We start from the raw sequence: 25,619 nt of genomic DNA, 5'->3' as shown, positions 1-25,619 counted from the left end.
TCTAGGGTATATATAATGAATAATGCGTTATTTATAGATACATCATCTATAAAAATAAATCTTTAAAGATTATCGTGCTGAATTTTAAATGGTGTTACACGACATTTTATTGGTTAGCGGAAGTATACATTCTGGTGAGTACATATTATCGATATATATTTTCAGCATGTCGTTAACTAATAGCTTCATGATTAAAAAGCTCCAGGGGGGATTACCACCCTGGAAAAACTTTTTTGAGAGTAATCCTATTTATTAAACCTGTAAACAAAGAAGTGCAGGTTGGCGGTGTTTTTAAGATTATACCTCTTTGCTATGGCGAGTGTATTTCTCAAAAAGTTTTTATAACTTACGCCTGATTTTTTTGCAGCCAAGAAAATACTCTCTGAAAGTTTTAGTGATTGAATTGTTTTAACTTCACATTGGCTCATTCCTTTGAAGTCCTTGAAGAATTCAATTTTTTCAATTACATTACTCACCGATTTTAGTTTAGCTATCGTTATAAGGTGTCGCCATTTGTTTAAATCATCATACACAGATAAATCAATTTGAGATGAGATAACCTTAGAGATCCATAACCCGCGAGAGATCAAAATCGTTCGAATTTCATCCTCTTTGGAAAAGTGATATAGGGTGTCATTCAGTTCTCCAAGCGAGTTAAATGAATCGACATCAATGAAACATATTCTATTTTCACAACAAATTTGTTTCATTAAAGCGAAAATAGACTGACGAAGAAAAGTATCATGCGTGATGACCATGAATGTTTGCCTATCCATCATGAGTAAATCCTGATAATGCCCTTCATGATGTTCTCAAAATTAATTGACAGAACCTTCACGAAGAGCCTCGTTACTGGGAGGGTTTGAGACGAAAATAATAATACAACAACACCTTACCCAGGAATCTATAGAAGTAATGTCATGTCATATAGGTAGATATTCTGATAAAGCAATAGAAGAAATAGTTTTATAAAATATCTAACTGCAAAATGCGTATGCGTGATAGAGCACAATGTCAAAACGTGAAATATCAGCTAAAATAGAGAGGAACAATCATATGCAGATGAATACACATATGCTTTACCAAATTTACAACGAAGTAACATTCAGAACTGATGATGGTGTCCTTGCCAGTCTTTCATCACCCGAAAATTCGGTTGTACTTTCCATCACGGCGAATCGTATTTTTTCGTTCCTGCTTGAGCAACGAGGCAAGGTCGTTTCCCGTGAGGATCTTTTAGTTAATGTTTGGGATAAGAATGGGTTTCAGGCCTCGAATAACTCTCTGAGCCAGTACATTTCATTTATACGAAGAGGACTCCACGATCTGGGCTGTAATCAGGAAGTCATTCAGACTATACCCCGGGTGGGCTTCTTGGTTCCTGATGACTCTATATCTATCAGAGAGACTGATAACTACCGTGAAATCAATTCATTAAATGTTCAGTCAACGGTGCAAATTAAAAAAACGCAAGTATCGGCAAAAATCTGGATTTTTGTAATGATTTTGTTGCTGAGTTCACTGGTTATAGCCTTTTACCCATCACAAAATGGTGCTTCTGATATGATTTCAGCTATAAAGACTTGGAAACTCGGTAAGATTGATCAGTGCCCTGTGTATACTTTTTATAACAACTCCCCAGAAATGATGTCCGTCAAACTCGAAAAAGCCAGATTGTTAACAAACACTTACCTTCCGTGCATTCAGGGTGCGACCTACTTCTTCCAGCCTGACGATCTATACACCTACGGTGAAAAAGGACGCGTATTTTTGTCCCGCTGCACCTGGAATAACAAAGAACAAACTAAATTTGCAGGTTGCAAGGATATCTATATCCATGAAAATTAATAAGAAAAAAACACTGATAAGCGTCTCAGCAATTGCGTTTGTTTCAGCAATTGCTGTTCGCGCGACAGGAATCGCTGACTGGGCACCCAATAATGGGATAAGCATCAACTGTGTATCGACGATCTCGATGCCAGAATTACCTCATGGGGTGAAATTCAATGGCAGTGTATACGTTCAGATTTATAAAGACGGATCCGGTGAGGTTGATTTTTCTGGTGTCGTTACGGAAACAGGAGAGCATGGCGTTGGGAAAAGTAGCGTCCAGCGTACCATTGCGTTTGAATACGTGATGCTAGATTCTGGCACCGTAAGGCTTTCTGAAGCACGACTGAGAAAGAAATCAGCTGACACAATGCCTGATGATTTTTTTACTAAAGCCATCTACGATAGCTCTGAACCAGAGAAACGAATGCATGTATCAAAACTTCAAAATGCATATCTGATAGGCAACATTTTTTCACCATCACTTTTATGTGTCAGTAAATCCTAATACCTTCAACGCCGCCACGCATATGCCCCAATTTAGCCTCAGCTACCTCGTTTGGACATTGCAAACGAGATAGCCCTGTCCGTACAGGGCGGCTCAGATCATGGGACGTCCAATGAGGTATATCAAGCATTTGACCACTTTCATGTAAACGCAATGAGTTTTCAGTTAGATACTTCTGTTGGATTGGCTTCTTAGTAGCCTATGAAGGGAATAGTTTGTAGGGTCTGAATTTATTTGAGAACGGGAACATGACACTCAGCTATGCCATGCTAAATAAGTACGCCAGTAAGTACGCGGGAGAGAAGACAGTAAGATTATATGCAAATAATAAACTGTAACCTATTGATTTAAATGGCACGATAATAGGAGTCGAACCTACGACCTTCGCATTACGAAAGCGAGCCAACTCCATAATGAGTACATATTGACCCTGACCCCTTCGTGAAGCACACCGCCCTACATTTTCTCCAGAATTAAACACGCTTCACGATTAAGCGTAATGAACTCCTGCCAGCTAAATTGCTGTCGGTAGTTAAGCTGATACTGCTTTTCTACCTGGCAAATAAGCGGACGTGTTTCATAAATCGCGCACAGCTTTGTCTCCATCTGATAGTGACGACAAATGCCGTCACCGCGATCAAGAAATTGCGTTTCACTGGCGCGATCGACGTGGCGACAACAAGCGCCACACTGGTTACAGGGAAACGCGGGCGTGAGCGTCATAGCTTACTTAACCAGCTACGTACAGAGCGGGTATTCCCTGCTTCAAACGGTAGCGCAATATTTCGGCGCTCAACCTCTGCACGCAGCAACAAACCACGCTCAATTTCACTGTTCACCGCGTTAAGATGCAGCGAGAAACGCGATAACGCTGACGTATCAATAGCAAACTCTAACGCCGAAAGCTCCAGTAGATAACGATCGAGTTCAGCATTCACCTGTTGATAATACTCTAGTGCTTTCTGATACTTATCTTTAAACGTATCCAGAAACGCCCAGACCTTTTTCATCAATGCGCTGTGTTCCAGGAAGTAGTTCATTACCAGCGTCAGAATACCTGTCGCCAGCGCACCGCAGAAAGCGGCCAGTTCCGGACCAAAAGGAAAGACGAGCATCTTGGCTAAAGCTTCGTTAACCACCACACCAGCAGCCACGGCCACACCCGCAGCCACCAGTTTGCTTACCGCTTTAGCGAGCTGCCCCGGCGCTAAGCCTTCAGGGTTAAAGACCATAACTTTAAAGGCCTGTACCAAATTGTTCCACATCTCACGAATCAGGCGCACCATCATCTTCTTAGTCGTAAAGAAGATATTGAAGAGCGTCGTCGTAATGCTGGAGAGCACGCCACCGATGGCTCCGTCTTTAAAGGACGTCAGGAAAGTGCTGAATTTACCCTGCACTCGCTGCCAGACTGCGCGTAATGCCTCCGCCGCATCTTGCAGGAAGTCTCCGGCATCGAATGAATGACGATGCTTCTCAAACATCACGGGAATACGCGCGCGGAACTCAAACCAGGTCTCTGCCAGAATCAGTCCCAACATCTGCCGCGTTCCCATGCGAAACGCATTGTTCATTGTGGCGGTGGCGACATTCTTCGCAAACTTACTGCTGGTATAATATTCCTGATTGATCGTACTGTTGTATTTTACCCGCGCCTTTTTGTCGGCCTCTTTCATCCGTTCAAAATCGGCGGCGGCTTTATTTTCCAGCTTATTCAGCTGTTTTTGCTCTTGCTCGGAAAGCGTTGGTTGGCTGCGTAAACGGGCAATTTCCTGCGTGGTCACAGCATGCTGTTCTTGTAGCGTTTGCACGAAGGCATCCATCGTTTTCGCCTTCTTCGCCTTATTCAGCGACTCATTCGTGAAGGTCAGATTTGATGAATCATTAGCCAGATCGGCACCATCGCATTCGGCAAGGATACGCCCAGGATCGTTGTGAATTTCATGGGCGGCAATAATATGGTCGAGGTTCTTTTTATCATTAGCCGCAAATTTCTCACCGGTGTAGGTATCGGTCAACTTACCGGCCTCGTGCGCCTTTTTTCCCGCCCGGTTGGTGGCAATGTAGTTTTCGTGGCTATGGTAATGATGAGAATCATACCCTTCACGTTGCTCGTACCGTTGACGCTCGGCATCGGTGGCATACACTCCCTCGCGAGCGTTATGAATGGTATTCACATCGCCGCCGTGTTTATCCTCCAGCAAGAGAAAATCCAACCCAAAAGAGGTGGTCAGACTCTTAACCACCGTCTGATGTAACTCTTCACCCCAGTCAAACCTGGCTGTGTTCATTGTGCTCGCCCATAGCAATGCCGGGCAGATTCGCCCGGCGCGTCGATTAAATACGAGAAGAAAATGCGTCAAACTCAGAAGCAGAAACCGCCAGTTTTTCGTCCAGAATCTCTTTGTTCAGCAGGTTCATACCGTTGCTGTCGGTCTGCAGTTGGATCACGCCATCTTCGATAACGGCTTCACCGTTTTCCTGCGTCACCGGCTTGAACAGCGGCGTGGTGATCACGTCGGTCATGATGGCGGCTAATTCATAACCATGGTCGATAATCGCCATGATCTCTTCCGACTCACTAATCTCGGTGGTTATATTCTTCTCATGACGTTCAACAATGATGGCATGCATCGCTTTCAGCGGTTCAAAGTAGTGTTGAACAAAGACGCTATGCATACGGGTTATTGATTCATAAATGCTATTTACATACTGCTGCACCTTCGTCAGCTGCGCTTCAGCCGCATTCATTTTTTCCACCGCAGCTGTCACTTCACGGGAGCTTTGATAAGCATTGTTAAGCGCCTTTTCGGCATGGCTATCGTAAGCCCAGCCTGCGATAGCAATCAACGGAGCCACTACCGCGCCGCCAAGTACCATCGCACCGCCCGCCATTCCCCAGCCGCCTGCGGCCAGAGAACCGCCGCCAATAGCCGCCATTGTGGCGTTATACGCCGCCGCACCAGACAGGGCGGCAATCGGCGTACCGGTAGACGCTGCGGCAAACGCCATCACGCCGCTGTACACGGCAAAACCAGCGGCAGCACCGGACACCCCGGCACCGACGACCGTCGTCAGATATTCCGTGGCGGAAATCGCCAGACTCTGAATTTTATTGATGTTGTGCTGCGGTACTTTCAGACGAAGATCTTTATGCCCATCCTTAGCCATACGCGCCAACAGATCGTCGGCAATCGTTTTAAATTCATTGAAATCTTTACCGATCTTCAGTTCTTTTTCACCCAGCTCGGCCAGTTTTTTCGACGTTGTTTCATTCGCCAGATCAAAGCTCTCTTTATGCTTATCAAAGCGACGCTGCGCGCGATCTAAAACATCGTCGGCTTCTGATTTTTTCTGGTAGCCATCATAAGCTTTTTTGCCACCAAACGCCGTTGCCGCTGCCGCGACGCCCAGAATAATGAAAGGTAATGCCATAAATAAAAATCTCCTGTGCAATAAGTCGTTGTTACCCGCTACGCATCACATTCCAGAACAGGAACAGAGTCGCGATCGCCAGTGATGTAGTTATGCAGTATGTTGATGACCGTTGTTTTCAACCATTCAGGTTCCAGAATTTCTATATTCGGTAACCAGAATAGAATTAATGGAATAATTTGATTCTGATGTGCTGCCTTGCAAAGCAAAGTCACGCCATCATTCTCTTCACGCACTAATTCTTGCTGAGGCAGTAAATCTCGTCTTGCGAAGTAGCCAGCAATGCTGTGTTTAATACGCACCCGCACCTCAAACGTCTCTTCACTTACCCAAGGATCGCGATGCTCATCAATTAATGACAGTGTGGGTGTATCGACCGTAAAATGCTCTTTCCGGATATCCAACCACCGAATTTTACTTAACGAAAAAGACTTTAGCTTTCCGTCCTCGGTCGCCTGCAGATACCAAATATTTTTCTGGTTAACTAATTTATAAGGGTGAACGGTGCGCGTTTTGTCTTTATATAAAATATGACAGACACTGTTTTTCTGAATCGCTTTTTCTAATAAGTTAAAATACTTTCGCAAATCATTTCTGACTGAATGTTCAGGGCGACCAAACTGAACTCTAACATGCTGTTCTACCGCTCGTTTTTCTAAGCTAAGCCAAAAATCCTCATCTCTATCAGGAAAAACCGCGTCGGCGTCCAGCAGCTTTGCCAGTGGGTCATGAAGGGCATAGGCGCTATTATTCTGCGCGCGAATCGGTATCAATCGATACTCTCCACCACCACACCCCTCAATAAAGGAGGAAAGCATATTAAGATCACGATAGACCGTTCGTTCAGTGATATTAAATTTCTTCATCAACTGATAGCGATTCACAACGCCACAAGTTTGCAGCTCTATTAGGATATCGACTAAACGTTCTGCTGAGCAACTCCTTGCTGAATCAGCCATAAGCACCTACTTTTCTGTTTTCCTGACATGAATTATATATAAAATGCTGACATATCCTGTCAGTGTATCGGCACGCTGATCATTTTTTTTAGAGAAATCGACAATTTATTTGACCATTAGTCGCGTTGGACAATTTTTAGGGACAAAAAGCGCTCCTCATCAGGAGTAAATGCCAGAGACATGGCGCCCAAAAGACCACCTACATACATCCTCATCAAACTGGCTAACGGCTATCTCTTCCACTAAGCCAAATTCAACGTTGAGTTTGCAAAGGTGGATTGTCAGGAGAGTTTCTTAATGATGGCCAGTATCGTGGTATGAACGCCGGTATTTGGTTTCTTCACGCTGAGTAAAAAAACATCATCTGCAGAAGGATGTGGACGCGCTGGCAGCTGTTAGTGCTGCTGACTGAGTCGTTGAAACACGAGCTAATTCGTTGTACAACCGGGCTTACCCATTGATTTCATAGTGACAAGGGGCTAATTTGTATCTCATTAAACATGATTATGACCCTCATTAAAGCCAGACTATGAACATCAGCGAAAAAACATATCATCAATTGAAGGCCAAAATCATCGCCAATGAGTTGGTGGGGGCTATCTCAGAAAATGAGCTATGTCAGGAACTTAATGTCAGCCGTACGCCGCTGCGCGAAGCTTTGTTTCGCCTGATGACTGAAGGCTGGATTGAGCCTTCCAAAAATAAAACGAAAACCATTAAACCCATTACGCTCAGTGAAATACGTGATATTTTCCAGATCCGAAAAGACATTGAAATTATGGTATTGAATTTGTCATGGGAGAACCAGGACCCGCAACGCTACCAGACAATTAAAGATAAAATTGAAGTCGGTTTTCATGATTCGAATGTGTCTTTATTACTCGAAGCTGATAACGAGCTACATGAACAAATGCTATCCGATTGCCACAACGCTATTGTGACTAAAACGCTGACCTTCATGTATGACCGGTTACGCATGCTGCGTTCAGACAAAATGAAAAATGATTCAATTATTGATTCATCCAAAGAACATTTGAAAATTTGCGCCGGTATTATTGCCCGCGATATAGAACAAACCCGTGAGGCCATTGCCCATCACGTCAACAACTCCTACAACCGCCTGTTCTCCAGCTTTAAATAGGCTATGCATATAACATGACCGGTATTTCTACCGGTCATGTGGAAAGTTAAAAATTAGTAGAGTTGTCGGTACAACGCCTTAATCTCTTCAATACAAGTATCTCGAGGGTTTCCACCTGTACAGACGTCCGCCATTGCCGCGGCTGCCAGAGCATCGATATCTTCATATTTCATGCCGATATCGCGCAGTCGGGCGGGAATATTTACGTCGCGGTTAAGCTGTGCCACGGCTTCAACGGCCGCCTGACGCGCCTCTTCGATCGGCATCACCATGGCCTGAGTATTGCCCAAAGCCTGTGCAATTTGGCGATATTTGTCTCCTGTAAACTCGGCGTTGTATGCCATGATATGCGGCAATAGCACTGCATTGGCGACGCCGTGTGGCGTACCATAGAATGCACCCAGAGGATGGGCCATCCCATGCACCAGGCCCAATCCGACATTAGAAAAGCCCATCCCGGCAATATACTGCCCCACCGCCATGCCTTCAGCGTCCTGGGCGATTCCCTGTATCGAACCGCGTAGCGAACGCCCTATCATCTCAATCGCCTTTAAATGAAGCGTATCGGTTAATTCCCATGCCCCTTTCGTAATATATCCTTCGATTGCATGAGTCAGTGCGTCAACACCGGTTGCCGCTTTTAAACTGGGCGGCATGCTGGCCATCATGTCAGCATCAATAATGGCAACGACCGGAATAGCATGAGGATCGTAGCAAACGAACTTACGTCGGTTCTCTACATCGGTAATCACATAGTTAATAGTCACCTCAGCTGCCGTACCCGCGGTCGTTGGAATGGCAATCATCGGTACAGCGGCATTTTTAGTGTCAGCCCCACCTTCGAGGCTGCGGACATCGGCAAACTCAGGGTTGTTAATGATTATCCCTACCGCTTTGCACGTATCCTGCGGTGAACCGCCACCAATAGCGACCAGGTAATCTGCCCCCGCCTGACGAAATGCCTCAACACCTTGCTGCACGACGTCAATCGTCGGGTTAGGTATGACCTTATCAAAAATTTGGTAAGGCAACCCTGCGCTATCAAGAATATCAAGTACCTTGGTCGCTACATTAAACTGGATAAGATCGTGGTCAGTAACTACCAGCGCTTTTTTAAAACCTCGCTTTTTAACTTCATCAACGATAGCGTTAATTGAACCCACGCCAAAATATGAGGTTTCATTTAATATCATTCTATAAGACATATTCTATACCTTATAACAGAGAGGTATAACAGCAATACAGCATTGCCGTGGCATAATGTGTGCTGTTATTGATTTTTGATTATTTGATACTGAACATTATGTCAATCTGTTGCGATTCCTGACGAGTTAGTTCCCCCGCAAAGCTTCTTGATTTCTCTCCAGAATACTGAAACTTATGAGCCACCGCGGTTTTAATTGTAGTAACAAAATCATTACCAATATTATAAATAGCAGAAAGTCGGTTTATCTCACGCTGTATGCCAGTAAGCTGGGTAAGATCATTTTCATCCCAGGCTTTAATTGCCTGCACAAAAAGTTCGGGACAAATATTATTTAATCCTGAAATAACTCCCGCGCCACTCGCGAGAAGATTTGGGATAAGATATTCATCATAACCGGACAGAACAACAAAATCGTCTCTAACGGACGCGACTTTCTGAATAATTGCGCGAGTATGAGAGAGACAATCAACAGTATCTTTAACACCCACAAAATTGGGAAATTCTGCCGCTAATTGCGCTACCAGTACCGCGTCCAGGTCGCATCCAGTTCGGGCAGGAAAGTTGTATGCGAACCATTTTCCATTCAGGCGCTGCCCCAGACCGCGGTAGTATGCCAATAGTTGGGCCGGCGTTTGTTGAAAATAGTAGTGAGGTAGAATCATCACTGCTTGATACCCGCAATGCCAGGCCTCTTCTGACAGACGTATCATATCCGCCATACAGGTAGCTGAGATATTTGCCACCAGCGGCAGCGATGACATTTTCCGTGCCTCACGGATAAGCATCAGTCGTTCATCCAGCGTTAATGCGGTGAACTCCCCAATACTTCCCATTAGCAATACGACATGAGTCCCAGCCTCTTCCAAACGTCGCAAATGCTGCTGCAGTGCCGATAAATCAATATTTCCTTGTTGATCAAAAGGCGTAATTGATGGGCACCATGCACCGTGAAATTGAGCATGATTTTCAGACATAATATATTCCTGAGAAAATAAAAATTGTTTTATTCAATGACATGGTAAACAACAGTATCAGCCTGTATTTTCTGCCAGTCCCACTGAATACCCAAACCAGGTTCTTCTGGTGGGAAAGCATATCCTTCGCGAATATTCACTTTATTTAGAGTAACACTATCGAGCTGTGGAATATATTCCAACCAACGGCTATTAGTAATGGCGCAACATAATGATATATGCAATTCCATCAAGAAATGCGGACAGACAATTTTATTAAAGCATTCCGCCATATGTGCAACTTTAAGCCATGGTGTAATACCACCAATACGAGCCACATCAACCTGAATAATATCTGCGGCATTATTCTGTAAATACTCTTTGAAGTGCTGGATAGAATAAATGGACTCACCCACCGCGACAGGAATGGTGGTTGACTCACACAATTTTTGATGAGAATCAACATCATGCGCCAGAAACGGCTCTTCAATCCATGAAAGATTAATATGCTCCAACAACGCTGCGCGCTGTTTGGCTTCCGAGAATTTAAACGCCTGGTTGCAATCAGTCATGATCACGTACTCATCACCCACCGCTTCACGTACAGCAGTCAAACGCTCGATATCACGCACCGGACTTTCAGAACCAATTTTGATTTTAGAACCGCAGAATCCCTGCGCCTTAACAGCCAGCGCATCATCAACTAATTCCTGAGTGCTTAAATGCAGCCAGCCCCCTTCGGTGGTGTATAACTTCATGCGCGACTTCGCACCACCTGCGACTTTATACAGCGGCAAATTCATGCGCTTACACTTCAAATCCCATAATGCGGTATCAATGGCTGCCAGTGCCAGAGACGTAATGGCGCCAACCGAGGTCGCATGAGTTGAGAACAGCAATGATTCCCAGATGCCCTCAATCATCGTCGCATCCTGACCAATCAATTTCGGTAACAGGTGATCTCGTAACAGCGCAACCACAGATGAGCCGCCGGTGCCAATTGTGTAGGTATAGCCCTCACCAATTTCTCCACTCGATGTTGTTAAACGAATAATCGGCGTCTCTTGTGAGACAAAAGACTGAATCGCATCGACACGTTTTACTTTAGGTTTCAAATCAACCATAAAGATTTCGGCTTTAACTATTTTCATTACATCCTCAATATCTGTTAATTTTTTCGCAAAGTTACAAATGATGCTTACTGAATACCAATGCTGGCCAGTTCATCCCACAATTCCTGCGGAATATCCCAGTTAGCCCAGGCAAAATTAGTCAATGCTTGTTCTACGGATTGAACGCCGCAGGTTACGGTGACCACATTTTGGTTTCTTAATGGGAATTGCAGCGCCGCAGCACCAATCGGCACGGCATGTTTTGCACATAGCGCTTCTATCGCATTTACTTTTTCAATAACCTGCGCTGGCGCGGAACCGTATTCATACAACGCCTTCGATTTATCTTTCGCGACTAAAACTCCGGTAGCGAAAGGTGCAGCAACAGCCACCGAAACATTGTTGCTTTCACATTTGGCAAAGAACGCCTGGCGGTCTGTTTCCAGCAGGTTGTAGCGGTTGGCGAGCATTAAGATATCCGGGGCAGCGTTATCCATCACCTCCATCAGGATTGCCTCTTCATTCGCGCCTGCGCCCCAGGCTTTGATATCGCCATTGCGCTTAAGCTCTTCTAGTGCTTTCTGCCCTGACTCACAGAAGGTTTTAAAATGTTGGCGTTCCAGTTCCGTATTGCCGTAGGTATAAGTGCCGAGATCGTGTACATAGAGAATGTCGATATAACGGGTTCCCAGTCGCTGGATAGAGTTTTCGTATGAGCGCATGATGCCCTCATAGGAGTAATCAGCCTGTCGGTTAAAAGGGTTCTCATCATAAAAAAATTCTCCTGCTTCAAGGCCTGGCTCTTGTTTCCGGGATTGCAGCAGACGACCAACCTTGGTGGACAAAACATATTCGCTACGCTCCAGTCCACGTAATCCCAAACCTAAACGCAACTCAGAAAGTCCGCTGCCATAATGTGGTGCAGTATCAAAGTAGCGCCAGCCAACCTGAATGGCCTTATCAACAATGTCCATAGCTTCGTTATTGCTCAGCGTTCTGAATAAATTAGCCAGGCTGGCTGCGCCGAAGGTTAAAGAAGGTACACTAAGCCCTACACTTTTAATTGTATTCTGAGCGATCATAATATTCCCCTGATGTTTATCAGTATTCTTAGTCAACTTTGTTTGCAGTTAATGAGGTCGCTGCTGTTGATTTATTATTAATATTAAAAATCAACTTCAGCACATAAATAATAATCCCGGTCACTACGATAGAAAAAAGACACAAGAGCGCAGGATTCATTCCTTTTAACAGCTCGAACATTTTGTAGAAGATATAAGATATAGCGTGTGAGCCACCATCGATTGATGAGGCCATCATCTCTTTTGGCACATTCAATTGTGCCTTTTCGGCCAAAGCCTGCGACACAACAGCGAGATCCGAACCAAACCACAGGATCCCACACACGATGACAATGCCATTAATTAATCCACGGAACATGTTTCCGTTGCATGCAACCGTGCCAAAGACAACAAATATCGGCAGATAAGGAATATCGGCGAATGGCATCATGGTATTAAAAGGCAAAATAGTACTAATCAGGATCGTGAGTGGCACCATCAAAATACCTACAGACAATACCGCAGGGTTTTTAAAAGCAATTTCACCGCTGATACCAAAATAAAGTGACTTTGTTGGAAAACGTTTCTTTACCCATTCAGAAGCAATTTCAGTAATCGGTACCAGACCACTGACCAGCACTCCCGCCATCGTCGGTAATAACACCATGACCGCAGCAAAATTCATTCCACTCTTAATAATATCGCTGAACGGTAGCGCGCCAAGCATACCGATGATCACCCCCAGAATGGCCCCCATCGCTAACGGACTACCAAAAAACCCTAGTTTGGCTTCAATTTTGCTGAGATTAAGGTCAATTTTGTTAATCAACGGAATGCGATCAATTACACGGTCCATTAAAAATGCCAGCGGGGCCCATGCGACGATCTCCGCCTGAGTAATGGTCACGTTTGGCGTGTCACAGAATTTCTGCACATGTGGGGCAATGTAATCGGCGATTTTTAGCGTAATAATAAATGTGATCCAACTTGCAAAAATCCCCATCCAAAATGAACCCGTCACCTGTTCAACGATGATTCCGGCAAATACAAAGTGCCAGTAATTCCAAAAATCAACGTTAAGAGTTTTGGTGGTATTGGTTGAAATCATCAACAAATTAGTGGCAAAACATAACGCATAAACAATCGGTAGAGAAAGCGCAGCCAGACTGAAGGCGCTAATTAACGGCCAGCCCAGATCCAATACTTCATAATGAAGATTGAGGTTTTTTACCATCGCTTCTGTCGAACTGCTGAGTGATGTCACCATAAAACCGATCAGCAACGAAAGACCGAGAAACCCAATACCTACCGTCATTGCATTTTTCGCCGCATCGGCAAGTTTCGCGCCAAATAGCACGGCAAATAAAAACATAATCATTGGAATGACCACTGCCGGGCCAAATCCGAGGTTATATTGAACGACTTCCATAAGTGCCCCCCTGTTACTTTAATGAGTAAACCTTCTCTGCCACGCGATAAAAAAAGTTATCGCTGGAAAGAGCCTGGTGAGATTGCAGGTAGTTCTGGTAAAGCCCTAAAGTGTCGGCATACGGTAATGCCAGTAGAGAAACAGGCCAGTCGGATCCATACATCACTCGCTCATCACCAAATGCGGCAAAAACCGAGCTAAAATAAGGTTCCAGCTCCTGGCTCGCCTGCTCAGGTCCCGTCCAGCGGGCATAATCTGCTTCCGTGACCAGGCCTGATAGTTTGCAAAAAACATTGCTGTAAACCTCACCAATCAACATTAACTGTTCACGCCAGCGGGTAATTTCTCCGTCGCGAACTGCGGGTTTTGCCGCATGCTCGATAACAAAGGTCACTTCCGGACAAGCAGAGATAAGCTGGCTTGCCGCCTCCAGCTGTTGGTGCGTAACCAGCAGTTCATACACCAGCCCCTGCTCTCCAACGCAACGTACCCCCTGGATAAATTGCGGGGTCACTAAATGGCTCTCAGGCAAGCCCTGAGACATATAGCGGATCCCTTTCAGATAGCGGGATTTTCTCTGCAGTCTCTGCAAATCCTCTGCGATCCCAGCCCCGTGGTTTATATCCACCCATCCCACAACACCTTTTACTTCATCGTGATGCTCAGCTATTTCCAGCAGCCATTCGGTCTCCTCAATTGAAGGGATGGCTTGTACTAAAATGGCGCCTTCGATGTGGTTTTCAGCCAATACGGCCTGCAAATCGTCAATAAGAAAATCACGGCGAATTGCCGCCAGATCGTCTGTGATCCAGGCAAAATGCTCTCCCTGGCAATGCCAAATATGGTTATGGGTATCAATCACTTTCATACTCAGCTTCCTGTATTTTAATTGTATACAATGAGAATACAATAAAAGTCTGTGGTTAAAAGGCAACCACGGAATGCACTATCTGAGTACGGGATCACAATTTTCACGGTTTATCTGTAGGCTAAAAAAGGAACGTAAAAGCCTATAACCGCCGTAGAATCCGATGTCATTGAGCTGAACTATTGCATGTGGTTAATGTGGTGGACGCTTGTGCGTCCCGCTGAAGTTAGAGAAGCAGAATGAGCAGAGAAGAGCGATAGATGGGTAAGTACGAACTAAAATCTAAACGTTTCGTAAGTTACGATGTATTGATACGTTAACATTAATAAATAACGGTTATTTTATTGAAACCCTAAATTACGACGAGAGTTTAATACACGCCCCAACTTTGAGCCTTGCGCGCTAAACCGTGACTTAGCAGTACCCCCACGTTTCAGTTTTGTAACATCCACCAGCAAATTAGCGATACCCCCACATAATTCACACATCCCTCCGGTTGATGAAACGAAGCAGTTAGGTTAATCATATTGAGGCGCGCGGAAGCCAGGGGCTGTCTACCCGCACGGTATCCCGGTGATCGAGCCCCTGGATAAGATGCAGCGCGCTAAGACGACCGATTTCATAGTGCGGCAGCTGTACCGTTGAGAGCGGCGGCAAAAATAGCTCGCCGGTGCCCACCATATTGTCATAACCCAGCACAGCGACGTCCTGCGGAATGCGCAGCCCTCGCCCCAGCAAGAGCTGGTAGATAACAAAAGCCACGCGGTCGTTACCGCACACCACCGCATCGAACATCGGGCGCGCGCCGCTCAGGTAATGCCCGGCAATCTCCGCCGCATCAATATGGTGGCGCTCGCCCGGCGGAAGATAGTGGTGGAACATTGCATCAGGGTCGACACCCGCTTCACGACAAGCCCTCTCCATTCCCGCCCGACGGCGATCGGTCGCCACAATTCCTTTCGGTAGGTGGATACACAGCAGTCGGCGATAGCCTGCGGCCAACAGCGCTTTCACGCCAAGATATTGCCCTTGTTCATCATCGGGAATATAGGTGGGGAAAGGGCCGCTTGTGCTTTCACAGTTCGCCAGTACGCAGCGATACTTATGCAGCTTTTCCGGTACCGGTACCTGGCGCAGTCCCATCGCGGTGTAGATAATACCGTCCGGGCGATGCGCCAACAGCAGATCAACCATTTTCTCTGGCTTGTCATTGCTGAACATATTCACTACAAAGCTATTCCAACCGTGCGCCCGCGCAGTCTCTTCGATAGAGAGCGTTATCTCCACGGAAAATGGCGTAGTCATGGTGTCCAACGCCAGCACCCCAATCGTGTTAGCTGTGGTTTTCGCACCACGAATTTTTTTAGCGGAGAGATCGGAGACATACCCCAGCGCATCTACCGCTTCCATCACCTTTTTATAGGTTTCAGGCCGTAGTCGTTCGGGCTCGTTAATCGCCCGCGATACGGTCATTAACGAGACGTTAGCCCGCTGCGCCACATCCTTTAAAGATGCCATACCCTCTCCTTCGCCGATGTTCACTTTGCCGGGGTCTGAAAATGCGATCTCGATAACGCCCGCAAAATATTAACGTTAACTTTTGTGATTAACATCGATATTACCATCAAATCTGCGAGAAAACCGAGAATGTTAACGTTATCTTTTGATCAATTCACTTACAGGGACAAGCAAATGACGTCACTACTTTCCAAAGCCAACGAAGCCTTAAGCCAGCAGAAAGACCTTGTAAACCCGCGCTGGTATCCACGCTATCACCTGGCGCCACCAGCGGGTTGGATGAACGATCCCAACGGTCTGTCCTGGTTCGATGGTTACTACCATGCGTTCTATCAGCACTATCCGTGGCAGCCGGTCTGGGGACCAATGCACTGGGGCCATGCGCGCAGCCGCGATATGGTGAACTGGGAGCACTTACCCATCGCACTGGCACCAGAAGGGCCGGAAGATAAAGACGGCTGTTTTTCCGGTTCAGCGGTGGTTGAAGGCAATAAGCTGGCCCTGATCTACACCGGACATAAGTTTGACGGCGAGGCGAAAGAGGAAAACCTGTATCAGGTACAGTGCCTGGCCACCAGCACCGATGGAATTCACTTTGAACGCCAGGGCATGATTCTGGATACCCCACGAGGCGTACACCATTTTCGCGATCCGAAAGTCTGGCAAGAGGGAGACAACTGGTACATGGTGGTGGGCGCCCGGGTCGATGACGTGGGCGAAGTGCAGCTCTATCGCTCGCAAGATCTACAGCACTGGCAGTTTGCCAGCACGCTTGGCAGGGCCGATGACGGCATGGGCTACATGTGGGAGTGCCCAGACCTCTTCCCACTCAACGATAAGCTCGTCTTCATGTTCTCGCCGCAGGGCATCGCCGCCGACGGATACGATTACCGTAACCTGTTCCAGAGCGGCTATATGGTCGGCGAATGGCAGGATAATCTCCATTTTCACGTCACCCACGCCTTCCAGGAGATGGATCACGGGCATGATTTTTACGCCCCCCAGTCATTTACCACCCCGGATGGGCGCCGCATCGTGATTGGCTGGCTGTCGATGTGGGAATCGCCAATACCAGAACAAGCCGACGGCTGGGCGGGCATGCTTACCCTCCCCCGCGAGGTGACGCTCGATACCGATCAGCGGCTGCGTATGAACCCGGTGAAAGAGCTGGAATTATTACGCGGTGAGCTTCATGTCTGGCCGGTCAGCGAACTACACAATCGCACCCTGATGGTAGAGGAGCAGACGCACGCTATTGAAGTCGAACTGAGTCTCGATATCGCCCGCAGCAGTGCTGAAGAATATGGTATCGCGCTGGGTGATGGACTACGGGTCTACGTCGATGCTCAGGCACAGCGTCTGGTGCTGGATCGCCGCTACCCGCAGCATAGTCTCTCTGGTTATCGCAGCGTGCCGCTGCCAGTTGGTGACCGGCTGGATCTGCGCTTATTTATCGACAGCTCCTCGGTAGAGGTATTTGTCAATCACGGTGAATATACCCTTAGCAGTCGTATTTATCCTGAACCGGACGATCGCCAACTGACCTTATTCAGCCTGAACGGACACGCCATTTTTAATCAAGGGCATGCCTGGCCGCTCAGCGCCAAATAAACACCCGTCTTACTACTTTGGGGAAAAATAATGACTATCTGGACGCTCGGAGACGCTGTGGTGGATTTATTGCCGCGCGACAATATGCAGTTTGAAGCCTGCGCGGGAGGCGCTCCCTTCAATGTGGCAATCGGCGTGGCTCGCCTTGGCCGCGCCAGCGGTTTTATTGGCCGTGTGGGCAATGACACTTTTGGTCGATTTCTGCATCAGACGCTGGAAACAGCGCAGGTGGATACAGGAAGTCTGGAGTTTGATGCACATCAGCACACCAGTACCGTACTGGTTTCACTGGCTCCCAACGGCGAGCGGCAGTTTGAGTTTTTGGTCAATCCGTCTGCCGATCAATTTCTCAGCCCGGCGAGACTGCCCGACTTTGGCGCCGATATTCTGCACTTCTGTTCGCTGGCGCTTGTTGCCCCTGCCTGCCGCGCCACCCTCGCCCAGGCTATGGCCGCATTGAGACAGAGCGGCGGTACTCTGAGCTTTGACATCAATCTGCGTCCGCAGATGTGGAGCAACGAGATGCAGATGTTTGACCTTGTCTACGAGTTTGCCCGGCGGAGCGACATTCTGAAGATGTCGGAAGAAGAGCTGCTGTGGCTAACACAGACCAACTGTCTCAGTAGCGCCTGCGAACGTCTGGTTGATTTTCCTGCACGCCTGAAAATCGTCACCCGCGGTGCCGACGGCGCTATCGCTTTCTGGCAAAAAAGCAGGCTAACTTTAAGCGGCTATAACGTCGAAAGTATCGATACTACCGGCGCCGGTGACGCCTTTATGGCCGGGCTGCTGGCGGCACTCGCCGAGGAAGGCTGGCCCACATCGACGTCAACGCTACTTCCACTTATCGAGCAGGCCAGCGCTTGTGGTGCTCTGGCGACCACCCGGCGTGGCGCGCTAAGCGCGTTTCCCGACAGCCAACACCTGAGCAGCTTTATTCAGTCACAACCGTCGCTACGGAGAACGATTACCCCGTAATAAAGCGCACTCGTTACGTCGTATCAGAAAGACCTTACAATGACCTGATCTGGATTGGAAAAATCATGAAGATAAATATGCCGTTCAGTAATGACAAATATCGATACTCATCCGGGTATCTGCTCTTTTTCTTTGCCGCCTGGTCGTTGTGGTGGTCTTTTTATGCGATATGGCTAAAAAATAAACTTGGCCTGTCCGGAACGGAGCTGGGAATGCTGTATGCCGTAAACCAGTTCTTTAGCATGCTGTTTATGCTGGTCTACGGTTTTCTACAGGATAAGCTCGGCACCCGTAAACACCTTATCTGGCTGATGGGGATAGTCATCACGCTCAGCGGCCCGTTCCTGATTTATGTTTACGAACCGCTGCTGACCTCCAACTTCAAGCTTGGTATGGCGCTGGGAGCTATTTTCTTTGGCCTTGGCTACCTCGCGGGTTGTGGTCTGGTTGAAAGCTTCGTCGAAAAAGTGAGCCGCAAATTCAACTTTGAATTCGGCACCGCCCGTTTGTGGGGATCGCTTGGCTACGCCGCAGGAACTTTTGTTGGCGGTATTTTCTTCAGCATCAACCCGCACATTAACTTCTGGTGCGTATCGGTAATGGGGGTGTTATTCCTGTTGATTAACGTGTTGTTTAAAACCAACTCACCCGCCCCATCTTCTGTAAAAACACGCTCTCCTGAACCCAACGCGCTGACCCGAAATGATTTTCTCACTATCTTTAAAGATACGCAGTTCTGGTTTTTCGTTATCTTTGTCGTCGGCACCTGGTCGTTCTATAGCATCTACGATCAGCAGATGTTCCCGGTGTTTTACGCCAGCTTATTTGACGATCCCGAACTGGCACCACGCGTATACGGCTATCTCAATTCGGTACAGGTCTTTATGGAAGCCGTCGGTATGGCGCTGGTTCCATTCCTGATTAACCGCATCGGGCCTAAATCCGCATTGCTGCTGGGTGGCACAATCATGACCTGTCGAATCCTGGGTTCAGCACTGTTCACCGATATCTATATTATCTCCTTGATTAAAATGCTTCATGCGCTGGAAGTTCCACTGTTTGTTATTTCAGTGTTTAAATTCAGCGTAGCGAATTTTGACAAACGCCTGTCATCAACGATATATCTCATTGGCTTCAATATCGCCAGTTCCATTGGCATTATCGTGCTGTCACTGCCTGTCGGTAAGTTGTTTGATAAAGTGGGCTATCAGGAAATCTTCCTGATTATGGCCAGCATTGTGGTAATAACGCTAATATTTGGCTATTTCTCGTTGAGCAAAAAGCATCATCAGCAGAAGATGGAAAATGAACTGGTGACAGAGTAGCGAAGTTTAAAATATATCGGACAGGGCCATTGGCCCTGTCGTATCCCCCAACAGTAAGTACGAACTGTCGATTTACTCAGGCATGTTCCAGCCAGTTGCGGAATATTTTCGCTCGCAGTATTCCCTGAAAATCAATCAGCCCAGAACAACCAAGCTTCTTGATCAGATTCTGCCTGGCCTGGTAAATCGTTTTTAAATGTAGATTTAACAAGGCGGATATCTCAAAAATAGTTCGCCCCTCCCCTAACTGTGTTAAAATATATTTATCTCGCGCAGTCAGCGAAATATTTAGTTCCGACTGATTGTCGTGTATTCCGCCAGAACGAGTAATATCAATAATAAATTTTTTGAATGTGGCAACGCTAACATCTATTGGCAGTCTGTAAAGTGATAACTCATTGAGATATCTGTACAGATGACCATCAATCAGCAGTACCAGACGATGCGTTTTCAGATCGTAATTTTGCCTTTTTACCGCCTCAAAGTGATTGGCGGTGAAAAAAACCAGATGCGTCTTATCATCTTCGAAAACAATATCTGCAAGAATATTCTTTAGCCCTTGCCTGATAAAAATATCATCAATCCATAACTCTGCGTTTCCAGTGTGTTCCTGAACGATGTTCATCATTATGGCCTCAATGAAAAATCACAATTGTTCTAGAGAGGATGCTATGTATAGTCTTAATCAAAAAAATGCTCAGCATGAGTGCTTTCAGCATATAACAAAGGTACTGTACATATTATATTAATATGAAGACTTTTTAGACGTCGTCAGCTGTGTAGCGCAGCACTATTTCCAGGGTTTTTCTGATAACATCTGCCTGGACAACGTCAACTGTTGATTCCAGAGAACTAATCAGGCTTAAAATGATGTTTTTATTATTAACATTATCACCTGCCAGAATTACATTGGTTACCGCCTGACCCAATACCACAGACTCATCTGCTAATAGCTCACCTGCATTATGGAAGTAACTTGATAAAGCTTTATCCGTCATTACACTGTGGACATTAATTTCATGAAGCATGGTAACCTCGCTTGTATAGTCTGGAAGATTATCTTTAATGTAATTTAGGGTTTTTGCTGGCACTGAAAGCACTCTCATCTCTGGTTTTATCCGGTTTTCTACTTATCTTCCCCGGATTAATGTTTGTAAAATCATTGATAACGCTGTCAATTAATTGCTTGCGTGTACCATCTATTTCACTGGCCTGCATAAGTCGCAATTGCTTAATCACTGCAGCTAACGAAACGTCTGTATGCATTCGCAAAATTTCTAGCACAGCCAAACCTGTAATTTCATGTTTCAGGCGTTCACTATCAGTTTTCTTCATAACTCCTTCACTACTTACCCCTATAAGTAAGGGGTTTATTTTATTCAAAAAGCAGGCCAATTAACGCATTGTAGTGTTTCTGTTCTTTCTCCCCGGATGCTTTTTCAAGACGACACAGAAGCTTGGTGCAAAGTGATTTGCGGTTCAGATTTCGTCCATCCTTGAGTATCTCAGTGACGATTTCTCCCAATGTTTCCTGTTGAGTTGGCAGATGCGCCTTCGCAAAGTAACGAGAAATCGCGCTTGCAGTATCAGTGCGAACGGTATGCTGCTGCATGTCATGCTCCTGTAACAAAATGCTGATGAATATTAAGTTTTATAACAGTAGCAAAGTTGTACCAAAAATGTGTACAACGCGAGCAATCAATTTTTATCAAAAAGTGCTAAATCAATACAATCAGTAAGTTAAATAAATATCAATTTACATAAAATCAAATTCAGTTGTACAATTCACTTCGTTTAACGAATGAATTCGATCTGTTTGAGGGTCTTTGTTTGTAAAAATAAAGTTAGGATAATGTATTAAAATCAGGACATAAGCTGGTTTGTTTGATACTGTCCATATCTCTTCCCTTCCCTTGATCCCGGACTGTCCATGCTCACGACCATTATTTACCGTAGCCATCTACGTGATGACGCCCCCCTCAGAGCGCTTGAGGATATGGTGACAGCCGCAAATCTAAAAAACCGGCGATCCGATGTTACGGGGATTTTACTCTTTAATGGCCGCCACTTTTTCCAACTGCTTGAAGGACCTGAGGAGCAGGTAAAAGAGATTTATCGTTGTATATGTAACGATCCACGGCACCACAATATCGTTGAGCTGATGTGTGATTACGCGCCTGCGAGAAGATTCGGAAAGGTGGGAATGGAGTTATTTGATTTACAAAAACATGAACGCAATGACGTCCTGCAAGCGGTACTTAACAAGGGAACATCAAAATTTCAGCTCACCTATGATGACCGGGCATTACAGTTTTTCCGCACATTTGTCCTTGCGACGGAAAAATCGAGTTATTTTGAAATACCTGCGCCTGATTACTGGAGTTTTATTGCCGACAACTCTTGTACTCTCCTGGATGAAAGCACACTCCAGTCCAATATCGATTTCAGCTTTGCTTTTCAACCCATTATCGATCCTATGTCGCAGCGCGTCATTGCTCTGGAAGCACTTATTCGTGGTAGAGACGGTGAAACGCCCGCAACTTATTTTGGCAACTTAAATCCTGAAGAACTGTATACCGCGGATCTGCAGAGCAAAAAGACTGCTTTTGCAATGGCAAGCGCGCTGGGACTTAACGACAAAATGCTGTCAGTCAATCTGCTCCCCATGACCCTGGTAAACAAACCCGATGCAGTCAGCTTTCTGATAAACGAAATCGCGGCGCACGGACTGGTGCCTGAACAAATCATTGTAGAGTTTACCGAAAGCGAAGTTATATCGCGCTTTGATACGTTCGCGCAGGCCGTAAAGTCACTCAAGGCTGCGGGGATCTGTGTGGCGATAGATCATTTTGGGGCAGGTTTTGCCGGGCTTCAGCTTCTGTCTCGTTTTCAACCCGACCGAATTAAGATAAGCCGCGAGCTGATCACGGATGTGCATAAAAGTGGACCAAGACAGGCCATCATTCAGGCAATTATCAAATGTTGCACTTCACTGGAAATCATGATTTCCGCAGTCGGCGTTGAAAAACCTGAAGAGTGGATGTGGCTTGAGTCCGCAGGTATTGAAATCTTCCAGGGTAACCTTTTTGCACAAGCCTGCCTGAATGGTATTCCGTCTGTTGCATGGCCAGAGAAAAATGATTTCTCAGCGTCAAAATAACTAACGCATTGTTATAAATAAACAATCACCACAACCGCCCTCATGCTGAACATAAAAATTCAGCATTTACCCCATGCGTGATAGTAAAGTAAATCTTAATTTTGCTAGAATCCTCTGTATGTTTTGTACAATTTGATGCATGTTGTACAAAGTAACAGGAACCGCATATCGGTGACGGAGAATCAGGAGTGCCCGGGGGAACTATGGCTTATTACAGCATTGGGGATGTCGCAGAACGTTGCGGGATAAATCCTGTCACCCTTCGGGCATGGCAACGACGTTACGGTTTACTCAAACCTCAGCGCAGTGAAGGCGGCCACCGACTCTTTGATGAAGAAGATATTCAGCGTATTGAAGAAATAAAACGTTGGATTAGCAATGGCATACCTGTTGGGAAAGTTAAGGCATTGCTGGAAACCAGTACCCGTCAAGCTGACGACGACTGGAATCAATCACAAGAAGAGATGATGAGCATTCTTCGCATGGCGCATCCACCGAAGCTGCGAGCCAAAATTACCGCACTCGGTCGCGTTCACCCCGTAGATGCGCTGATCGATCACGTTTATCTTCCCGTACGTCAACGGCTGATACTTGACCATAATACATCCCGCATAATGAACAGCATGCTTGATGGCGCATTGATTGAATATGTTGCCACACTGCTGTCTGAAACGCGGCGCAAGTCAGGAAAGGATGCCCTCCTGATGGCCTGGGATGTTGAAGACAGAACCCGTCTGTGGCTCGAAGCCTGGCGCTTATCGCAATCTGGTTGGCATATTGCCGTTCTGGCTGAACCCATTGAATCGCCAAGACCTGAACTTTTCCCTGGGCAAACCCTTTTTGTCTGGACAGGTATTACGCCAACCCGCAGACAAAATGAACTGCTCCAACACTGGAATGAACAAGGTTATAAGGTCATTTTCCACAGCTCGTAACCTACACGTAATACGTGTAAGATAAATCATACAACTCTCATTTTTTGGCTGGTTATTTTGAGTACCCCCCAAGGAATATGTTGCCCTCTATCCTCCTGACTTAACCCCGGCCATAGCATAAAAATAAAACAATATACTAACCCATTGGTATTATTTTTTTGCAGACGACATCACCTTTTTCCTAAGTAAAATTCATTAGATCAACTGGCGTACGTCTAATACTTATTCTAGGGTTAAATTATGTCTTCTTATGCCACATTATTGTTTTTCTAAAGTAATAAATGTGGTTATTTGAAAAAGGTAAAGGATATGGCTCTAGTCTTAGACAAACGCTTAATTCTTTGTTGCTGCGCCTTTTCCATTATTTCTGTGGCAAATGCAGCAACCGTTAACGGAACATTTCAGGTGCTGATGACGATTCAAAAAGCCTGTACCGTGACTGCCGGTTCGGCTTCAAATATTACACTTGGTCCGGTGAATACCACGGCGACAAATACCAGTGCAAGCAACACTATTTCAATTAATTGCTCAAAAACCACGCCCTATTTTATCGGCCTGGCACCGTCGGCTGCCAATGGAGGGACGACAACGGGTTCTGGCGCCATGTCCTCCGTAGCTAACGCTGCCACCAATACCGATAAAGTGCCCTATCAGCTAAATCGTACGTCAGCAACAGGTCCGGTGTGGGGGAATACCGCCACCGACACCGCACCTGGAAATGGGGTAGCGGCGACGGGTACAGGTCTGGCGCAAACGTATACTGTTTATGCCACCGCACCGAGCGCCAACTTCACTCCTGACGACTATGCCGACACGGTAACGGTTAACGTTAACTACTAACTTCAGGAAGCCATATGAGAGTAAAACTGCCTGTAAAGCAGTGTGCCTGCGCATGCCTGCTAGGGATGGGTGCGAGCATCAATCTTGCCACCGCCAGCGGACTGCAAATAGCCCCGGTCACGTTAACGTTGCAAGCGACGCAAAATGCCGATGGTATCTGGCTGAGTAACGCGGGTGAAAATGTGCTCAATGCCCAGGTTCGGGTTTTTCGCTGGAGTCAAAGCGCTTATGACGACAAACTTTCTCCCTCTCAGGGGCTGGTGATTAGCCCGCCGATGTTAGCATTAGCCCCTGGAGAACGTCAGTTGATTCGTGTTATTCGCACAACCCCTCCCTCGGCACATGCCGAAGACGCTTATCGTTTATCGATAGATGAGTTACCGCCTGCAAAAGTAGAAAAAAACAAGCTTCAGTTTGTGCTGCATTATTCTGTTCCCGTTTTCATTCAACCAACATCAGCGGCACAAACGCAGGCAAAACTGCAATGGAAATTACAGCAACTGGATGGCAAAAAATTTATTGAAGTCAGTAATCAGGGAAATGGGCATGCACAGTTATCTGCTGCAACATTTATAAGCCCTGACGGTACTAAAAAAGTCATTACACCCGGACTATTAGGCTACGTTTTACCCGGATCAACAATGCGCTGGATAGTCTCCCCGTCAGCCAGGAATAATCATTACGGCGGGAAAGTTGAAGTCACAATCAATGGCCAAAAAACAGTACAAGATCTGTAACAGATCCTGGCT

Annotated in this window: 26 protein-coding genes, 1 tRNA gene and 1 pseudogene; 10 read left to right on the top strand and 18 right to left on the bottom strand. The window is 46.2% G+C overall.

Going from position 1 to position 25,619, the window contains the following annotated elements:
- Positions 1–245 precede the first annotated feature (245 nt).
- Positions 246–779: a hypothetical protein gene (locus tag OGY33_RS17850; protein ID WP_128612292.1), complete on the bottom strand. Its 534-nt coding sequence runs from the start codon at positions 777–779 to the stop codon at positions 246–248.
- 277 nt (positions 780–1,056) lie between these two features.
- Here OGY33_RS17850 and OGY33_RS17845 point away from each other — a divergent pair, with 277 nt between their 5' ends.
- On the top strand, positions 1,057–1,848 hold the full coding sequence (locus OGY33_RS17845; RefSeq protein ID WP_231912244.1) for a winged helix-turn-helix domain-containing protein: 792 nt from the start codon (positions 1,057–1,059) through the stop codon (positions 1,846–1,848).
- Positions 1,838–2,338 (top strand): FidL-like protein, encoded by a 501-nt coding sequence (locus tag OGY33_RS17840; protein WP_048216234.1) that lies wholly within the window; start codon positions 1,838–1,840, stop codon positions 2,336–2,338. Before OGY33_RS17845 ends, OGY33_RS17840 begins: the two co-directional genes overlap by 11 nt.
- On the opposite strand, the pseudogene OGY33_RS17835 reads toward OGY33_RS17840, so the two are convergent.
- From OGY33_RS17835 to OGY33_RS17810, 6 genes and pseudogenes are all read right to left on the bottom strand, one after another.
- Positions 2,337–2,537: pseudogene (locus OGY33_RS17835) on the bottom strand (tyrosine-type recombinase/integrase); the annotation flags it as partial. The gene OGY33_RS17840 and the pseudogene OGY33_RS17835 sit on opposite strands and share 2 nt — an antisense overlap.
- Positions 2,538–2,692: 155 nt before the next feature.
- Positions 2,693–2,794, bottom strand: a tRNA-Thr gene (locus tag OGY33_RS17830).
- Positions 2,795–3,061 (bottom strand): YkgJ family cysteine cluster protein, encoded by a 267-nt coding sequence (locus OGY33_RS17825; protein WP_048216233.1) that lies wholly within the window; start codon positions 3,059–3,061, stop codon positions 2,795–2,797.
- Positions 3,058–4,629 carry a cobalamin adenosyltransferase gene (locus tag OGY33_RS17820; protein ID WP_191238424.1) on the bottom strand — a complete coding sequence of 524 codons (1,572 nt, stop codon included), beginning with the start codon at positions 4,627–4,629 and terminating at the stop codon, positions 3,058–3,060. Before OGY33_RS17820 ends, OGY33_RS17825 begins: the two co-directional genes overlap by 4 nt.
- A 46-nt stretch (positions 4,630–4,675) precedes the next feature.
- On the bottom strand, positions 4,676–5,773 hold the full coding sequence (locus OGY33_RS17815) for a hypothetical protein (protein WP_048216231.1): 1,098 nt from the start codon (positions 5,771–5,773) through the stop codon (positions 4,676–4,678).
- Between the two features lie 38 nt (positions 5,774–5,811).
- A complete protein-coding gene (locus OGY33_RS17810) occupies positions 5,812–6,732 on the bottom strand; it encodes a helix-turn-helix transcriptional regulator (RefSeq protein ID WP_048216230.1) in 921 nt (306 codons plus the stop codon).
- A 529-nt stretch (positions 6,733–7,261) separates the two neighbouring features.
- On the opposite strand from OGY33_RS17810, the gene OGY33_RS17805 reads away from it, so the two are divergent.
- Positions 7,262–7,873 carry a GntR family transcriptional regulator gene (locus tag OGY33_RS17805; protein WP_048216229.1) on the top strand — a complete coding sequence of 204 codons (612 nt, stop codon included), beginning with the start codon at positions 7,262–7,264 and terminating at the stop codon, positions 7,871–7,873.
- Between the two features lie 53 nt (positions 7,874–7,926).
- Here the strand turns inward: OGY33_RS17805 and fucO are convergent, their stop codons facing one another.
- From fucO to OGY33_RS17770, 7 genes are all read right to left on the bottom strand, one after another.
- Complete coding sequence (gene fucO, locus OGY33_RS17800; RefSeq protein ID WP_048224064.1) at positions 7,927–9,078, bottom strand: lactaldehyde reductase; 1,152 nt, start codon at positions 9,076–9,078, stop codon at positions 7,927–7,929.
- A gap of 79 nt (positions 9,079–9,157) precedes the next feature.
- Positions 9,158–10,054, bottom strand: a complete 897-nt coding sequence (locus OGY33_RS17795) for a dihydrodipicolinate synthase family protein (RefSeq protein WP_191238422.1) — start codon at positions 10,052–10,054, stop codon at positions 9,158–9,160.
- A gap of 29 nt (positions 10,055–10,083) precedes the next feature.
- On the bottom strand, positions 10,084–11,184 hold the full coding sequence (locus tag OGY33_RS17790) for a mandelate racemase/muconate lactonizing enzyme family protein (protein ID WP_048216226.1): 1,101 nt from the start codon (positions 11,182–11,184) through the stop codon (positions 10,084–10,086).
- A gap of 47 nt (positions 11,185–11,231) precedes the next feature.
- Positions 11,232–12,227 (bottom strand): aldo/keto reductase, encoded by a 996-nt coding sequence (locus OGY33_RS17785; RefSeq protein ID WP_191238421.1) that lies wholly within the window; start codon positions 12,225–12,227, stop codon positions 11,232–11,234.
- A gap of 28 nt (positions 12,228–12,255) precedes the next feature.
- Entirely contained in the window at positions 12,256–13,635 is a 1,380-nt protein-coding gene (locus tag OGY33_RS17780) for a PTS transporter subunit IIC (protein ID WP_191238420.1), read from the bottom strand.
- Between the two features lie 13 nt (positions 13,636–13,648).
- Positions 13,649–14,503 (bottom strand): amidohydrolase family protein, encoded by an 855-nt coding sequence (locus OGY33_RS17775; protein WP_191238419.1) that lies wholly within the window; start codon positions 14,501–14,503, stop codon positions 13,649–13,651.
- A gap of 522 nt (positions 14,504–15,025) precedes the next feature.
- Positions 15,026–16,021: a LacI family DNA-binding transcriptional regulator gene (locus OGY33_RS17770; protein ID WP_048216224.1), complete on the bottom strand. Its 996-nt coding sequence runs from the start codon at positions 16,019–16,021 to the stop codon at positions 15,026–15,028.
- A 174-nt stretch (positions 16,022–16,195) separates the two neighbouring features.
- On the opposite strand from OGY33_RS17770, the gene OGY33_RS17765 reads away from it, so the two are divergent.
- From OGY33_RS17765 to OGY33_RS17755, 3 genes are all read left to right on the top strand, one after another.
- Complete coding sequence (locus tag OGY33_RS17765) at positions 16,196–17,632, top strand: glycoside hydrolase family 32 protein (RefSeq protein ID WP_191238418.1); 1,437 nt, start codon at positions 16,196–16,198, stop codon at positions 17,630–17,632.
- Positions 17,633–17,662: 30 nt separating this feature from the next.
- Complete coding sequence (locus OGY33_RS17760; RefSeq protein WP_191238417.1) at positions 17,663–18,610, top strand: PfkB family carbohydrate kinase; 948 nt, start codon at positions 17,663–17,665, stop codon at positions 18,608–18,610.
- 65 nt (positions 18,611–18,675) lie between these two features.
- Entirely contained in the window at positions 18,676–19,935 is a 1,260-nt protein-coding gene (locus OGY33_RS17755; protein ID WP_149607711.1) for an MFS transporter, read from the top strand.
- A 76-nt stretch (positions 19,936–20,011) separates the two neighbouring features.
- Here the strand turns inward: OGY33_RS17755 and OGY33_RS17750 are convergent, their stop codons facing one another.
- The 4 genes from OGY33_RS17750 to ycgZ form a co-directional block, all read right to left on the bottom strand.
- The gene (locus OGY33_RS17750; RefSeq protein ID WP_149607710.1) at positions 20,012–20,563 is read right to left on the bottom strand and encodes a LuxR C-terminal-related transcriptional regulator; all 552 of its coding nucleotides are present in this window, start codon (positions 20,561–20,563) and stop codon (positions 20,012–20,014) included.
- 133 nt (positions 20,564–20,696) lie between these two features.
- Positions 20,697–20,963 carry a biofilm development regulator YmgB/AriR family protein gene (locus OGY33_RS17745; RefSeq protein ID WP_008784990.1) on the bottom strand — a complete coding sequence of 89 codons (267 nt, stop codon included), beginning with the start codon at positions 20,961–20,963 and terminating at the stop codon, positions 20,697–20,699.
- A gap of 34 nt (positions 20,964–20,997) precedes the next feature.
- Positions 20,998–21,270, bottom strand: a complete 273-nt coding sequence (locus OGY33_RS17740; RefSeq protein ID WP_008784991.1) for a hypothetical protein — start codon at positions 21,268–21,270, stop codon at positions 20,998–21,000.
- 40 nt (positions 21,271–21,310) lie between these two features.
- Positions 21,311–21,547 (bottom strand): regulatory protein YcgZ, encoded by a 237-nt coding sequence (ycgZ, locus tag OGY33_RS17735; RefSeq protein ID WP_003833500.1) that lies wholly within the window; start codon positions 21,545–21,547, stop codon positions 21,311–21,313.
- A 318-nt stretch (positions 21,548–21,865) separates the two neighbouring features.
- On the opposite strand from ycgZ, the gene OGY33_RS17730 reads away from it, so the two are divergent.
- The 4 genes from OGY33_RS17730 to OGY33_RS17715 all read left to right on the top strand — a co-directional run bounded on the left by OGY33_RS17730 (position 21,866) and on the right by OGY33_RS17715 (position 25,607).
- Complete coding sequence (locus OGY33_RS17730; RefSeq protein WP_048235240.1) at positions 21,866–23,095, top strand: diguanylate phosphodiesterase; 1,230 nt, start codon at positions 21,866–21,868, stop codon at positions 23,093–23,095.
- Between the two features lie 203 nt (positions 23,096–23,298).
- Positions 23,299–24,030 (top strand): MerR family transcriptional regulator, encoded by a 732-nt coding sequence (locus OGY33_RS17725; protein WP_191238416.1) that lies wholly within the window; start codon positions 23,299–23,301, stop codon positions 24,028–24,030.
- Positions 24,031–24,339: 309 nt separating this feature from the next.
- The gene (locus OGY33_RS17720; protein WP_003833507.1) at positions 24,340–24,870 is read left to right on the top strand and encodes a Csu type fimbrial protein; all 531 of its coding nucleotides are present in this window, start codon (positions 24,340–24,342) and stop codon (positions 24,868–24,870) included.
- Positions 24,871–24,884: 14 nt separating this feature from the next.
- The gene (locus OGY33_RS17715; protein WP_191238415.1) at positions 24,885–25,607 is read left to right on the top strand and encodes a fimbrial biogenesis chaperone; all 723 of its coding nucleotides are present in this window, start codon (positions 24,885–24,887) and stop codon (positions 25,605–25,607) included.
- Positions 25,608–25,619 lie beyond the last annotated feature (12 nt).

This window comes from Citrobacter sp. Cpo032, assembly GCF_030332975.1.
Classification (GTDB): Bacteria; Pseudomonadota; Gammaproteobacteria; order Enterobacterales; family Enterobacteriaceae; genus Citrobacter; species Citrobacter portucalensis.
The sequence above is the reverse complement of the archived record's forward strand: the minus strand, read 5'-3'. Positions and strand labels throughout refer to the sequence as shown.

Coding starts and splice junctions, on each gene's coding strand:
- OGY33_RS17740 (WP_008784991.1), bottom strand. CDS start 21,270: ATGAAGAAAACTGATAGTGAACGCCTGAAACATGAAATTACAGGTTTG.
- OGY33_RS17785 (WP_191238421.1), bottom strand. CDS start 12,227: ATGATCGCTCAGAATACAATTAAAAGTGTAGGGCTTAGTGTACCTTCT.
- OGY33_RS17850 (WP_128612292.1), bottom strand. CDS start 779: ATGATGGATAGGCAAACATTCATGGTCATCACGCATGATACTTTTCTT.
- OGY33_RS17840 (WP_048216234.1), top strand. CDS start 1,838: ATGAAAATTAATAAGAAAAAAACACTGATAAGCGTCTCAGCAATTGCG.
- OGY33_RS17745 (WP_008784990.1), bottom strand. CDS start 20,963: ATGCTTCATGAAATTAATGTCCACAGTGTAATGACGGATAAAGCTTTA.
- OGY33_RS17790 (WP_048216226.1), bottom strand. CDS start 11,184: ATGAAAATAGTTAAAGCCGAAATCTTTATGGTTGATTTGAAACCTAAA.
- fucO (WP_048224064.1), bottom strand. CDS start 9,078: ATGTCTTATAGAATGATATTAAATGAAACCTCATATTTTGGCGTGGGT.
- OGY33_RS17720 (WP_003833507.1), top strand. CDS start 24,340: ATGGCTCTAGTCTTAGACAAACGCTTAATTCTTTGTTGCTGCGCCTTT.
- OGY33_RS17770 (WP_048216224.1), bottom strand. CDS start 16,021: ATGGCATCTTTAAAGGATGTGGCGCAGCGGGCTAACGTCTCGTTAATG.
- OGY33_RS17810 (WP_048216230.1), bottom strand. CDS start 6,732: ATGGCTGATTCAGCAAGGAGTTGCTCAGCAGAACGTTTAGTCGATATC.
- OGY33_RS17845 (WP_231912244.1), top strand. CDS start 1,057: ATGCAGATGAATACACATATGCTTTACCAAATTTACAACGAAGTAACA.
- OGY33_RS17730 (WP_048235240.1), top strand. CDS start 21,866: ATGCTCACGACCATTATTTACCGTAGCCATCTACGTGATGACGCCCCC.
- OGY33_RS17775 (WP_191238419.1), bottom strand. CDS start 14,503: ATGAAAGTGATTGATACCCATAACCATATTTGGCATTGCCAGGGAGAG.
- OGY33_RS17820 (WP_191238424.1), bottom strand. CDS start 4,629: ATGAACACAGCCAGGTTTGACTGGGGTGAAGAGTTACATCAGACGGTG.
- OGY33_RS17715 (WP_191238415.1), top strand. CDS start 24,885: ATGAGAGTAAAACTGCCTGTAAAGCAGTGTGCCTGCGCATGCCTGCTA.
- OGY33_RS17760 (WP_191238417.1), top strand. CDS start 17,663: ATGACTATCTGGACGCTCGGAGACGCTGTGGTGGATTTATTGCCGCGC.
- OGY33_RS17750 (WP_149607710.1), bottom strand. CDS start 20,563: ATGATGAACATCGTTCAGGAACACACTGGAAACGCAGAGTTATGGATT.
- OGY33_RS17795 (WP_191238422.1), bottom strand. CDS start 10,054: ATGTCTGAAAATCATGCTCAATTTCACGGTGCATGGTGCCCATCAATT.
- OGY33_RS17825 (WP_048216233.1), bottom strand. CDS start 3,061: ATGACGCTCACGCCCGCGTTTCCCTGTAACCAGTGTGGCGCTTGTTGT.
- OGY33_RS17780 (WP_191238420.1), bottom strand. CDS start 13,635: ATGGAAGTCGTTCAATATAACCTCGGATTTGGCCCGGCAGTGGTCATT.
- OGY33_RS17725 (WP_191238416.1), top strand. CDS start 23,299: ATGGCTTATTACAGCATTGGGGATGTCGCAGAACGTTGCGGGATAAAT.
- OGY33_RS17755 (WP_149607711.1), top strand. CDS start 18,676: ATGAAGATAAATATGCCGTTCAGTAATGACAAATATCGATACTCATCC.
- ycgZ (WP_003833500.1), bottom strand. CDS start 21,547: ATGCAGCAGCATACCGTTCGCACTGATACTGCAAGCGCGATTTCTCGT.
- OGY33_RS17805 (WP_048216229.1), top strand. CDS start 7,262: ATGAACATCAGCGAAAAAACATATCATCAATTGAAGGCCAAAATCATC.
- OGY33_RS17765 (WP_191238418.1), top strand. CDS start 16,196: ATGACGTCACTACTTTCCAAAGCCAACGAAGCCTTAAGCCAGCAGAAA.
- OGY33_RS17815 (WP_048216231.1), bottom strand. CDS start 5,773: ATGGCATTACCTTTCATTATTCTGGGCGTCGCGGCAGCGGCAACGGCG.